Genomic DNA, 13244 nt, shown 5'->3' on the forward strand with positions numbered 1-13244 from the left:
TGATGCCTGAAACGCTGCCGGCGGGTGTCGCAGAGGCGATCCCGCCCCATTTACGCCGACGTTCCCGTGGCCTTTTTGCGGGCCGTGGCGGTGCGTGGGTGATCGGTTTGTCGGTGCTGGTGTCGCTGCTGGCCCTGCTGCCGATCGCTTTTGTCCTCGGCGTGTCCTTCGATACCGGCTGGGCGACCCTGGTGCCGCTGATCTTCCGGCCACGGGTCGGCGAGTTATTGATCAACACCCTGTTGCTGGTGGTGATCACGATTCCCTTGTGCGTAGTGCTCGGGGTGGCCCTGGCCTGGTTCACCGAGCGTACCGATCTGCCGGGGCGGCGTGGGTGGTCGTTGTTGGCCACCGCACCACTGGCAGTCCCCGCCTTCGTCCACAGCTATGCCTGGGTCAGCCTGGTACCACCGATTCACGGACTGTTTGCCGCCGTTCTGGTGTCGGTCATCGCTTACTTCCCGTTCCTGTACCTGCCCATTGCTGCATCCCTGCGGCGGATCGACCCGACCATCGAAGATGTCGCAGAGTCACTGGGGCTCAAGCCCTGGGCGGTATTTTTCCGGGTGGTGCTGCCGCAATTGCGCCTGGCCATCTGCGGCGGCGCCTTGCTGGTGGGGCTGCACCTGCTGGCCGAATATGGCCTGTACGCGATGATCCGCTTCGACACCTTTACCACCGCGATCTTTGATCAGTTCAAGTCAACCTTCAACGGCCCCGCCGCCCATATGCTGGCCGGGGTGCTCGCCTTGTGTTGCCTGGCGATGCTGACCGTCGAATCGGCCGCGCGTGGCCATGCACGTTATGCCCGCGTCGGGTCGGGCAGCGCCCGCGAACAGCGGATCGTGCGCCTGTCTGCCGGGCCAACCGTACTGGCGCTGGCCCTGCTGATCGTGACCTGCGCCCTGGCGCTGGGTGTGCCGTTGATCACCTTGGGTCAATGGTTGATCGCTGGCGGCACGCAAGTCTGGCAATTGTCCGAGCTGCTGCCGGCGCTGGAACAGACTGTGCTCCTGGGCATCAGCGGGGCACTATTGACCACCTTGGCGGCCATCCCGATTGCCTGGCTGTCGATTCGCTCGCCGGGCCGACTGCAGCGGGTGCTGGAAAGCTGTAACTACATCACCAGTTCGTTGCCGGGGATTGTCGTGGCCCTGGCGCTGGTGACCATTACGATTCATTTCGCCCGGCCGATTTACCAGACCACGATCACGGTGCTACTGGCTTATCTGCTGATGTTCTTGCCCCGTGCGCTGGTGAGTTTGCGTGCCGGTATTGCCCAGGCACCGATCGAGTTGGAAAACATGGCCCGCAGCCTCGGTCGCTCGCCCGCCCGGGCGCTGTGGCTGATCACCTTGCGTCTGGCCGCACCGGGCGTTGCCGCGGGGGCCGCGCTGGTGTTTCTGGCGATTACCAATGAACTGACGGCCACCCTGCTGCTCGCGCCAAACGGTACACGCACCCTGGCGACCGGGTTCTGGGCGTTGACCAGCGAAATCGATTATGCCGCCGCAGCGCCCTATGCCCTGCTGATGATCGTTCTGTCGTTGCCGCTGACTGCCATTCTTTATCATCAATCCAAGCGGACGGCGGGCCGATGAACACGCTCGAACTGCACTCGATCTGCAAGGCCTACGGTGCCCAGACGGCCCTGGCAAACATCAGCCTGTCGGTGCCCGCGGGCAGCCGCACGGTGATTGTCGGCCCTTCGGGTTCGGGCAAATCCACCTTGCTGCGCATGATCGCCGGCTTCGAATTTCCGGATTCGGGGCGCCTTCTGCTCAATGGGCAGACACTGGTCGACAGCACCCATGAGGTGCCGGCCCACCAACGATTGATTGGCTATGTGCCCCAGGATGGCGCCCTGTTCCCGCACATGACCGTCGCCGCCAACATCGGCTTCGGGCTGTCGACCAGGGGTCTTGAAAAGCAGGAACGCATTGCCGAACTGATGGACAGCGTGGCGCTGGACGCCAGCATGGCCAAGCGTTGGCCCCACGAGCTTTCCGGCGGCCAGCAGCAACGCGTGGCCCTGGCGCGCGCCCTGGCCCAACAGCCGCGCCTGATGCTGCTGGACGAACCGTTTTCGGCACTCGATACCGGCTTGCGCGCCGCCATGCGCAAATTGGTCGCACGGCTGCTGGCCGATGCGGGCGTTACCACCATTCTGGTCACCCATGACCAGAGTGAAGCCTTGTCGTTTGCCGATCAGCTGGCGGTGATGCGTCAGGGCCGGCTGGTGCAGTCAGGCCATCCGCTGGACTTGTACCGCTATCCCGACGATGAACAGACCGCTCTGTTTCTCGGCGATGCGGTGGTCATGCCGGCACGGATCGAAGCGGGCTGGGCTCACTGCGACCTGGGGCGGATTCCGGTCAACAATCACCGGAACAACCAATGCGCGCAGATCATGCTGCGGCCCGAGCAATTGCACCTGGTCAGTATCCAGACGAATCCGGCTGGAGCCGCAGGCTGCCGTGCCGTGGTGACCGAGCGCGATTTCAGCGGCAATACCTGCACCTTGACCGTGGAATTGCAGTCGCACAAAAGCGCGCAACAGCCAGGCCGATCCTTGATGGTGCGCAGTTCCGGGTTGTATGCGCCACCCATGGGCAGCGCTGTTCACGTCTCGATGATCGGCCACGCCCACGTCCTGAGCGAAGCCTGAACCCCTGCCCTCACAGATCGAAGCGATCAACGGCCCGACGCCGCTCGTTGTCATCGCGCACATCGTAGTTGGCGGTCGTCTGAATGTTGCTGTGATGCGCCAGCTTCTGGGCGATCGACAAGTCATGCTCCTCGATCACTCGGGTAATGAACGAGCGCCGAAAGTCATGGGGCATGATCTTCACCCCGACTTGCGCGCCGCGCTGGCGGGCAATGTAATAGATCGCGTGCTTGGTGATGCGTTCGCGGGTGATGTGACTGCCGCGGCGGATGCGATTGAACAGGAATGGATCGTCGGTTTCGCCTTCCTTGAGTTGCGACCGGCGCAGCTCCAGCCAGGCGTCCAGTTTGGCGAAGGCCCAGGCCGGTGCGTACTTGATCAACTGCTTGTTGCCCTTGGCGGTGACCCGCAGGCTGCGTTCGGCGAAGTCGACCTGATTAAGGTCCAGGTTCACCGATTCCGACTTGCGCATCCCCGAGCCGTACAGAATCCCGATGATCGCCGCGTCCCGCAGGCCTTGTGGCCGAGGATCGGCGGCACAGACCGCCATCATCTCCTGGATCAGCGTGCGCCGCAGATTGCGTCCCTGGGACAGCCGTGTACCGGCTATGCCCTTGACCGAGCGCATTTTCAGCAGGTGTTCCTGACTGATCAGGCTCATGCGCCACGCTTCGTTCATCACCCCGCGCACGGCGTTGACGTACAGCGACGAAGTGTTTGGCGCGTAGCCATCGGCGCGCAAGGTGGCCACCAGCGCAATGACATCTTCGGGCTGCAACTCATACCAGGGAATCTCCTCGACATTCATGTCTTCGAAACCCAGGCGGTCGGCCGCGTCCTGCAAGACGTAGCGCATGGTCAGCTGGCTGGACGGGGCCAGTCGCGCCAGGTACAGGGTCAGCGGATTGATTTTTGGCGTATGGGCAACAACAGCGGGTAAGTCAGTCAAACGAAACGACCTTGAATGAAAAGTCCAGGGGAAAAGCACAACGAAAGGTAAAGAACTGGCGGTTACGCTGCCGGTCATGGCCGGGAAAGTCAATTGGTATGCCCGGCTGAACACGGACTGCGCGATAGAAGAACTGAAACATGGCGCTGCTACTCCTGAAAGGGTGTCGATCAGGTCAGGAGAGCCTCCATGAAAATCAGTGTATTCGGCAGCGGTTACGTTGGCCTGGTGCAAGCCGCTGTCCTGGCTGAAGTGGGCCATGACGTGGTGTGCATGGATATTGACCCGCAGAAAATCGAGCGGCTGCAGCAAGGCCATGTGAGCATTTTCGAACCGGGGCTGGCCAGTCTGGTGCGTGAAAACCTGGACGCCGGGCGGCTGCAGTTCACCACTGACGAGAAACGCGCGGTGCAACATGGCCAGGTGCTGTTCATTGCCGTCGGCACACCGTCCCGGGATGATGGCTCGGCGGATTTGCGCTACGTGATGGCAGTGGGTGAAGCCGTGGCGCGTCATCGCGAACTACCGGTGATTCTGGTGGAAAAGTCCACGGTCCCGGTGGGCACCGGCGATGCCTTGCGCGCGCATATCGACAAATACCTGCTCAAGATCGGCCGGCTGTTGCAGTTCGACATCGTCTCCAACCCGGAGTTTTTGAAGGAAGGCTCGGCGGTCGCCGATTGCCGGCGCCCGGACCGGATCATCATCGGCTGCGAACGCGATGACATACGCGAGGTGATGCGTGACCTCTATGGGCCGTTCAACCGCAATCACGACCGCATCATGTTCATGGACCTGCGCAGCGCGGAGCTGACCAAGTACGCCGCCAACTGCATGCTGGCGACCAAGATCAGCTTCATCAACCAGATCGCCGAACTGGCCGAACACCTTGGCGCCGACATCGAATCGGTACGGCTGGGCATCGGTGCCGACTCGCGCATCGGTTACCACTTCATCTACCCCGGCTGCGGTTATGGCGGCTCGTGTTTCCCCAAGGACATGCGCGCCTTGATCCACAGCGCCGCACAAGCGCATTGTTCCAGCGACTTGCTGCAGGCGGTGGAGGCCATCAACCAGCGGCAGAAACACAAGCTGTTCGAGCGGATCAACGCGTTCTACCAGGGTAACTTGCGCGGCAGGACGTTTGCCCTGTGGGGCCTGGCGTTCAAACCCAACACCGATGACATGCGCGATGCGCCGAGCCGGGTGCTGCTGGAAGCGCTGTGGGCCTCCGGGGCCAATGTGCGGGCGTTCGATCCGGAAGCCATGCAGCAAACCCGGCAGCTGTATCCCGATCAATCGAAGTTGATGCTCATGGGCACCCCGGAAGCGGTGTTATCCGGTGCCGATGCGTTGATCATCTGCACGGAATGGCAGCAGTTCAAGGCGCCGGATTTCAACCTGATCCAGCAGCGGCTCAACAAGCCTGTGATCTTCGATGGCCGCAACTTGTATGACGCCGAACGCCTGGCGCGCGCCGGTTTCATGTACTTCCCGATGGGGCGCGGTGAATCGCGCAAGTTGCCGATTCCGCTGCAACAATGGCCCGTGCCGCACGTCGTCGCGCAATAACCAAACGCGGACCCCCTGTAGGAGCTGGCTTGCCAGCGAAGACGGCCTCAAGCCCTGCAGCGCCCATGCAGACGCCTTCGCCAGCGAGCCGGCTCCTACAAGGTCCGGCGTTTTCCACACACCATCGGATGAACCATCAAGCTGGCACCTTCAAGTCGACGCCCAACGCCTGGGCAAACGCCTTCACCAGCGGACTGCGCACGGTGTTGTGGCGCAGGATCAGGTTGAACGGGGTATCGATGTGGATCAGGTCCGGACGCACGGCTCGAAATTGCCCCTGGGCCACCAGCGAGGCGGCGTAATGCTCGGGTAGAAAGCCGACGAAACGCCCGGTCTTGATCAACAGCGCCACCGCTTCGACCTGGGTCGCAGAGGCCGAAGAGCTGTCGTAGTGGGCAAAATTCAGTTTGTCGCGATGTATCGCATAACGGTGGTTGATGCACTCGTAGTCCTTGAGCACATTGCTGCCCATTTCCGCCTCCGGCAGGGTGAACAACGGGTGGTCGACAGCGCAGTAGACGTGTGAGCGCTCCTCATAAAGCGCGTAGTAATCGAACTCTTCCCGGCGTTGATAAACCGGGACAATCCCCGCCAGCAACCGCCCCTCTACCACGGCCCTTTCCACTTCATCCAGTTGCGAGGTCTGAAGTTGCAATCTTACTTTGGGCGACGCTTCGTTAATCCGTCTAAGTGCAGCAACTAACGGCGAATGGGCATCGGAAATCGTATTGTCTATAACCCCCACGCCAAGGTCGCCAATAAGTTCGTTTTGCGCTGAACTAAGACGATCCCGGAAGTTATCGACCGAGGCAAACAGATCAATGGATGCCTGATACACCAGGCTGCCTTCTTCGGTCAGGTGAAAGCCCTCCCGGCCCCGAGTACACAGGCGCATGCCGATGCGAATTTCAAGGTCGGAAATCTGTTTGCTGATGGCTGCCAGCCCCACATTCAACTCGTTCTGGGCCGCACTGAAGCCTCCGGCCTCAACCACGGCCTTGAACACTTTGAGCAATTTGAAGTCCAGGCCACTGAGGGTCAGCGGTGCCCGATGCGACGTTTTAGGCGGCGGGTTTCCGGAATTGGAAAGTGGGGTTTCCATAATGCTTATTTACCTCTGGCGCCCTATTCAACACTCTGTGCACAACAACAAAAACACAGCTGGCCAATAATAATGAACACAGAAAACCAGGCTTGGCAACCGCTAATCAATTGCGCCCGTCAGTGCCAACTCACTGATTTCGAACTGTTAAAAGCTGACATTTCGATCAACTTCCGCCACTTCGCAACTGCCCTCTTGAACACAGCCTGGACCGAGTCACGCCCGAATCATTTCCGGTGTGACACCGATCCCCTGTAGGAGCTGGCTTGCCAGCGAAGCTCCTGGCCACAACACCATTCACCTGCGAGCAACGACGAGGAAAACAACAATGTCCCAACCCACCGACCGTCTCTGGGGTGCCCGCTTCAAAAGCGGCCCGTCCGAAGCCCTGGCGGCCCTGTCCCGTTGCCCTGAACGCTATTTCCGGCTCACCCCGTACGACCTCGCCGGTTCCAAGGCGCATGCCCGTGAACTGCAACGCGCCGGGCTGTTGAGCGAGCAGGAAACCCAGGCCATGCTCGACGCGCTGGAACGCATTGGCGCTGACTTTCGCGCAGGCAGCATCGCCCCGACCCTGGACGACGAAGACGTCCACACCTTCATCGAACGCCTGTTGACCGAACGCCTCGGCGCCCTGGGCGGCAAACTCCGCGCCGGTCGTTCGCGCAATGACCAGACTGCCAACGACCTGCGCCTGTTCCTGCGTGATCACGTGCGCACCCTGGCCGTTGAAGTCCTGGCCTTGCAGCACGCCCTGGTGGATCAGGCCGAGCAACACGTCGACAGCATCTGCCCGGGGTTCACTCACCTGCAGCAGGCCCAGCCGATCGTCTTCGCGCACCACTTGCTGGCCCACGCCCAATCCATGCTGCGCGATGTGCAGCGCCTGGTGGACTGGGACGTTCGCACCTCGCTGTCGCCACTCGGCGCGGCGGCCATGGCCGGCTCCGCCATTGCGCGCCTGCCGCAGCAGTCGGCCAGGGAAATGGGTTATAGCGGTGTCTGCGAAAATTCCATCGACGCCGTGGCCAGCCGCGATCACGTCGCCGAATTCCTGTTTATCGCCAGCATGCTCGGGATCAACATTTCCCGCCTCGCGGAAGAGTTCTGCCTGTGGTCGTCCCGGCAATTTCGCTGGGTTGCGCTGGACGATGCCTACGCCACCGGCAGTTCGATCATGCCGCAGAAGAAGAACCCGGACATTGCCGAACTGGCCCGAGGCAAGGCTGGCCGCCTGATCGGTAACCTGACCGGCCTGCTGTCGACCCTCAAATCCCTGCCACTGTCGTACAACCGCGACTTGAGTGAAGACAAGCACAGCGTGCTTGACAGCGTCGACACCTTGCTGCTGGTGCTGCCGGCCATGGCCGGAATGGTCGCGACCATGACGGTCAATGTCGAAGAGCTGCGGCGTCAGGCGCCGCTGGGCTTCACCCTCGCCACCGAAGTCGCCGACTGGCTGGCCATGCGCGGCGTGCCGTTCAAGGAGGCCCACGAAATCACCGGTGCGCTGGTCCAGGCCTGCGAGAAACATGACATCGAACTGTGGGAAGCCTCGCCGGCGCTGTTGGCGGAGATCGATCCGCGCCTGACGCCTGAGGTGCGCGAGAGCCTGACCCTCGAAGCCGCCATCGCTGCGCGCAGTGGCTGGGGTGGAACCGCGCCGCAACAGGTGCGCGAGCAGATCGGCCGCTTGAAAACCGCCCTCGCCGCGCAGCAAGAGTGGACCGAGAACTATCAGGGCTTCCGGCTCTGATCGACGACGCAAACCCCCTGTAGGAGCTGGCTTGCCAGCGAAGGCGGTGTATCAGTCAACAAAGATGTTGAATGTTAAGCCGCTTTCGCTGGCAAGCCAGCTCCTACAGGGGATCGCGGTTGGCCTGAATTACCAAGTGTACGGAGAAGCAACATGAGCCAGACTCAGGCAGAACGACTCCAGGCGGAGCGCAAACTGGCGGAAAACCAGTTCGATATCACCCAGTATCACCATGTGCCACGACGCTATTACGGGCGGATCTTTTTCGCCACCGTGATCGTCATCGCCATTCTCGGCCTGATTCGGGCCTTCGCCGAAGGCAAGATCGAATGGTCGTACATCGGCCAGTTCCTCACCTCCCAGGCGATCATGTGGGGGTTGCTCAATACCATCGTCATGGCGGTGCTGGCGATGGCCCTGGGCATCGTCTTCGGGGTGATCACGGCGATCATGCGCATGTCGGCCAATCCGATCCTGCGCTACGTGGCAGTGACCTACACCTGGCTGTTTCGCGGTACGCCGCTGATTTTGCAACTGCTGTTGTGGTTCAACCTGGCGCTGATCTTCCCCACGATCGGCATCCCCGGACTATTCGAAATGGACACCGTGACCCTGATGACGCCCTTCGTGGCGGCCCTGCTCGGCTTGAGCATCAACCAGGGCGCCTACACCGCCGAAGTAGTGCGTGCCGGCCTGTTGTCGGTGGACACCGGCCAGTACGAAGCCGCCAAGTCGATCGGCATGCCGCGCCTGCAAGCGCTGCGCCGGATCATCCTGCCCCAGGCCATGCGGGTGATCATTCCGCCGGTGGGCAACGAATTCATCGGCATGGTGAAAATGACGTCCCTGGCGAGCGTCATCCAGTATTCGGAACTGCTCTACAACGCCCAGAACATTTACTACGCCAACGCCCGGGTCATGGAGCTGCTGATCGTCGCCGGTATCTGGTACCTGGCCACCGTCACCGTGCTGTCCTTCGGTCAAAGCCGACTGGAGCGTCGTTTCGCTCGCGGCGCCGGCAAGCGTTCTTGAGGAGTCCGACATGAGAAGCATCGTCAAGGCCGTGAGCCTGAACAAGTACTACGACCATTTCCACGCACTCAAGGACGTCAACATCGAAGTCGAGCAAGGCGAAGTGCTGTGCATCATCGGCCCTTCCGGCTCCGGCAAAAGCACCTTGCTACGCTGCATCAACCAGCTGGAAAAGATCGACAAGGGCGGCCTGTGGGTCGACGGCGAACTGGTGGGCTACCGCATCGCCGGCAATAAACTGTACGAGCTCAACGAATCGCAGATCGCCCGGCAACGCCTGTCCACCGGCATGGTGTTCCAGCGTTTCAACCTGTTCCCGCACATGACTGTGCTGCAAAACATCATCGAAGGGCCCTGCCAGGTGCTCAAGCGTTCGCCCAAGGAGGCGCACGAAGAAGCGGTGGAACTGCTCGCACGCGTCGGCCTGGCCGACAAGCGCAACAGCTACCCGATCGAACTGTCGGGTGGCCAGCAACAACGTGTTGCCATTGCCCGCGCGTTGGCCATGCGTCCCAAGCTGATGCTGTTCGATGAACCCACTTCGGCACTCGACCCGGAACTGGTCGGTGAGGTGCTGTCGGTGATGCGCGATCTGGCGCAGACCGGCATGACCATGATCGTCGTCACCCATGAACTGGGCTTCGCTCGCGAGGTGTCCAACCGCATGGTGTTCATGGACGGCGGGCAGATCGTGGAGGCTGGAAGCCCCGAAGAAATACTGATAAGTCCGCAAAACCCGCGCACCCAAAGCTTCATTTCTGCCGTTCGAACCTAGGGGGCGTTCTCAATTAGTTTCCCCACCGCGTTGTCGCCTTAAAGCGGGCCAGGCAAGGCGCAGGCCGCCGGGAATGGTTGTTCCCTTTCCAAGGCCTGCAACGCAGCCTGGCCCGCTTTAAGGCACAACCCGAAGGGCCGGGCCTGCTGTTGTGCAGGGCTGCGTTGCTCGAAGCTTATTTGGAATGACCAAACCACGCTTCTCGCGCCTTGCCCTGCACAACAGCAGACCCGGCGCGGAGGGGAAACTAATTGAGAACGCCCCCTAGATGCCGTGCTTGGAAAACAAGAGCCGCCTCACAACACTCATAAGAGAACGACCATGAAGAACTTCATTATTCCAGCAGTACTCGCAGGCGTTATGGTCTCCGGCTTCACTTTCGCCGCCGAATTGCCGGCCAGCATCAAGGCCAAGGGCGAAGTCGTGGTAGCGATCATGCCGAACTACCCGCCGATGGACTTCAAGGACCCGGCCACCAATACCCTCACCGGGCTCGACTATGACCTGGGCAATGCCCTGGCCGAACGCCTGGGCGTGAAGATCAAGTGGCAGGAAACCGGCTTCGAGCAAATGATCAACGCCTTGACCACCGACCGTGTGGACATGGTGATGTCGGGCATGACCGACACGGCCGAACGCCAGGCCAGTGTCACCTTCGTCGACTACTTCACCAGCGGGCCGCAGTTCTACACCTTGCAGAAAAACAAGGACACCAACGAGATCATCGACCTGTGCGGCAAGAAGGTCGGCACCAGCCGCCGCACGACCTTCCCGGCGGAAATCGCCGAATGGAGCAAGGCCAATTGCGAAGCCGCCGGCAAGCCTGCGATCAATGTGATCGGCACCGAAGGCTCGGCCGACGCCCGTGCACAGCTGCGCCAGAGCCGTATCGATGCGGCGATGCAGGGCAGCGAGACCTTGTCGTACCTGAAGACTCAGGAAAAGGACATGTACAAGACCGTGGGCCTGCCGATCTCCGAGCAGTTCACCGGGCTGGGCGTGAGCAAGAAAAAGCCCGAGCTCAGTGAAGCGGTGAAGGTTGCGTTGCAGAGCATGATCGATGACGGGACCTACCAGACCATCCTGAAAAAATGGGACCTGGAGCTGGGCGCGATCAAGACCGTGACCATCAACGCCGGGAAATAAGGATCCTGGGAATGCCTTCTGTGGGAGCGAGACCGGCTTGCCGGCGAAAGCGATCTGCCATGCGACAACGATGTTGAATGTGCCGGCCTCTTCGCCGGCAAGCCGGTCTCGCTCCCACAGGGTCTGATGTCGATCCAGACTCTGAGGGCAACCGAAAATACTTGTGGGAGCGGGCTTGCCCGCGATGGCGACCTGTCAGGCGACATCGATGTTGTATGTGCGGGCCTTATCGCGGGCAAGCCCGCTCCCACAGGTCCTGCGTTTTACCCGTAAACAATGGAGCGCCACAATGTCCTCCTCGCCACAACCCACCTGGCCCGACCAGCACAAAGCCTGCCTCGCCCTGGCCTTCGACCTCGATGGCCCCACCGGCGATGCCATGCTCAATGGCTCGATCTGGCGCAAGCCCGAATACTTCGGTTTCGGTGGTTACGGCCCCTATCGGGCGCTGCCGAGGCTCCTCGACCTGCTCGACGAGTTCCGGATTCCGACGACGTTCTTCGTCCCGGCCTGGGTGGTGGAGAACTGGCCGAAACAGTGCCAGGCCATTGTCGAGCGCGGACATGAGGTGGCCTACCACGGCTACAAACACGAATCCTTTTACGCCCTGACGCTGGAGCAGCAAAAGGACGTGATGAAAAAATCCCGCGAGGTGTTCTGGCAACACCTGCACATTCGCGCCGAAGGTTTCCGCACCCCGTCCGGCGACTGGCGCGCCGAGACGCCGGCGATGCTGGTCGAGGCCGGCGTGACCTACTCCAGCAGCATGCGCGGCGATGACCGGCCGTACCTGGTCAAGGTGCCGGGCTTTGCCACCCCGCTGGTGGAAATCCCCGGGCGCTGGGAAATGGACGACTACGCCTCCATCGCCTATACGCGAGCGCCAGACTTTCCTTGCGGCCTGGACCGCACCGCCAGCTACGCGCTGACCCTGGACAACTGGTGCCGCGAATACGACGGTGCGATGAACGAAGGCCTGTGCCTGACCACCCTGTTCCACCCCAAGATCACCGGAAAACCGGGGCGCATCCTGCTGCTGGAAAAACTCTTCGAACACATGCGCCAGCGCGATGACGTGTGGTTCGCCACCTGCCGCGATGTCGCCCACTGGTGGCTCAAGGAGCATCACCATGGCTGATTCCACTGTCTGGCCCAAAGGCTACCGTTGCGCCGTGGTGCTGACCGTCGATTACAACGATGTCCATGGCATCCTGACGCAAGCCCCTGAAGTCGCCGGGCGCGACAAGACGCTCTCGGTCTGGCGTTATGGCAGCCAGCGCGGCGTCGAGCGCTTGCTCAGGTTGTTTGCAGAGTTGGGTGTCTCCAGCAGCTGGTGCATTCCCGGTATCGTCGCCGAGGAAAACCCGGAACACATTCGGGCCATCCAGGCGGGCGGCCACGAGATTGCCTGCGCCGGCTATCGCCATCAAAACTACGACACGCTGGACCTGGCCGCGCAGAGCGCCGAGATCGCCAAGGGATGCGCGGCGTTGACTGCGCTGACCGGCCAGCGTCCGACCGGGTTTCGTATTCCGGCCGGCAATGGCGCGCCGGGTTTCATCGAGGCGTTGAAGGATCACGGCATTCGCTGGTCCTCATCCTGGCGCGGCGATGACTTGCCATTCGCTCACCCGACCGCGCCTGAGGTCATCGAACTGCCGCTGCACTACGAACTGGAAGACGAACCCTACTTCGCCTTCAACCTCAGCCCCGCCGTGCCACCGGCGCAATCGCGGATCGCGTCTTACAGCCACACCTTGGGCAACCTGCAAATGGACTTCGCCGGGTTTCACCGGTTTGGCTTGTGTTATGTGCTGCGGCTGCACCCGGAAATCATCGCCACGCCGGGGCGGATTGGCGTGCTGCACGGGTTGCTTGAGGGGATTCAACAGCATGAAGACGTGTGGATTGCCACGGGCGCCGACGTCGCCCGATGGTGGGCCGATTCGGCGGCACCGGTGACCGAGGATCATCCCGCTTCAGTGTATGAGCGGCATTACCGGGATTACCTTTCATGAGTGCGCGGATGCAGCGGCTGGCGCTGGATGAACTGGAATCGGTCGGGTCGCTGGACCTATGACTGAATTGATTATGGCATTGCCTGACCCGGCCCCTTCGCGAGCAAGCCCGCTCCCACAGTTGGAATGCATTCCCCTGTGGGAGCGAGCCTGCTCGCGAATGACCGCGACTCGGTACACCGGCAAACCACACAAGCTCCCACAGTTGAAATGCGCTTCCCTGTGG

General features: G+C 61.5%; 11 protein-coding genes. 9 read left to right on the forward strand and 2 right to left on the reverse strand.

Annotation, left to right across the window (positions count from 1 at the left end):
* Positions 1-2: 2 nt before the first annotated feature.
* Positions 3-1601, forward strand: coding sequence for an ABC transporter permease (locus ACA062_RS16555; RefSeq protein ID WP_497452065.1), 1599 nt, complete (start codon positions 3-5; stop codon positions 1599-1601).
* Positions 1598-2668 carry an ABC transporter ATP-binding protein gene (locus ACA062_RS16560; protein ID WP_497452066.1) on the forward strand — a complete coding sequence of 357 codons (1071 nt, stop codon included), beginning with the start codon at positions 1598-1600 and terminating at the stop codon, positions 2666-2668. The genes ACA062_RS16555 and ACA062_RS16560 overlap by 4 nt, the downstream gene beginning before the upstream one ends.
* 10 nt (positions 2669-2678) lie before the next feature.
* Here the strand turns inward: ACA062_RS16560 and ACA062_RS16565 are convergent, their stop codons facing one another.
* Positions 2679-3617, reverse strand: coding sequence for a site-specific integrase (locus tag ACA062_RS16565; protein WP_497452067.1), 939 nt, complete (start codon positions 3615-3617; stop codon positions 2679-2681).
* 189 nt (positions 3618-3806) lie between these two features.
* Here ACA062_RS16565 and ACA062_RS16570 point away from each other — a divergent pair, with 189 nt between their 5' ends.
* The gene (locus ACA062_RS16570; RefSeq protein ID WP_497452068.1) at positions 3807-5189 is read left to right on the forward strand and encodes a UDP-glucose dehydrogenase family protein; all 1383 of its coding nucleotides are present in this window, start codon (positions 3807-3809) and stop codon (positions 5187-5189) included.
* A gap of 136 nt (positions 5190-5325) precedes the next feature.
* Here ACA062_RS16570 and ACA062_RS16575 read toward each other — a convergent pair whose 3' ends face one another.
* On the reverse strand, positions 5326-6291 hold the full coding sequence (locus tag ACA062_RS16575) for a LysR family transcriptional regulator (protein ID WP_497452069.1): 966 nt from the start codon (positions 6289-6291) through the stop codon (positions 5326-5328).
* Between the two features lie 328 nt (positions 6292-6619).
* Here ACA062_RS16575 and argH point away from each other — a divergent pair, with 328 nt between their 5' ends.
* From argH to ACA062_RS16605, 6 genes are all read left to right on the forward strand, one after another.
* Positions 6620-8047, forward strand: a complete 1428-nt coding sequence (gene argH / locus ACA062_RS16580) for an argininosuccinate lyase (RefSeq protein WP_497452070.1) — start codon at positions 6620-6622, stop codon at positions 8045-8047.
* 153 nt (positions 8048-8200) lie between these two features.
* Positions 8201-9079 carry an amino acid ABC transporter permease gene (locus ACA062_RS16585; protein ID WP_497452071.1) on the forward strand — a complete coding sequence of 293 codons (879 nt, stop codon included), beginning with the start codon at positions 8201-8203 and terminating at the stop codon, positions 9077-9079.
* Positions 9080-9089: 10 nt separating this feature from the next.
* Entirely contained in the window at positions 9090-9854 is a 765-nt protein-coding gene (locus ACA062_RS16590) for an amino acid ABC transporter ATP-binding protein (RefSeq protein ID WP_064677852.1), read from the forward strand.
* Between the two features lie 321 nt (positions 9855-10175).
* A complete protein-coding gene (locus ACA062_RS16595) occupies positions 10176-11000 on the forward strand; it encodes an ABC transporter substrate-binding protein (protein ID WP_497452072.1) in 825 nt (274 codons plus the stop codon).
* A 289-nt stretch (positions 11001-11289) separates the two neighbouring features.
* On the forward strand, positions 11290-12138 hold the full coding sequence (locus ACA062_RS16600) for a polysaccharide deacetylase family protein (RefSeq protein ID WP_497452073.1): 849 nt from the start codon (positions 11290-11292) through the stop codon (positions 12136-12138).
* Positions 12131-13018 (forward strand): polysaccharide deacetylase family protein, encoded by an 888-nt coding sequence (locus tag ACA062_RS16605; protein WP_497452074.1) that lies wholly within the window; start codon positions 12131-12133, stop codon positions 13016-13018. Before ACA062_RS16600 ends, ACA062_RS16605 begins: the two co-directional genes overlap by 8 nt.
* Positions 13019-13244: the final 226 nt, after the last annotated feature.

This window comes from Pseudomonas sp. LBUM1679, assembly GCF_059695565.1.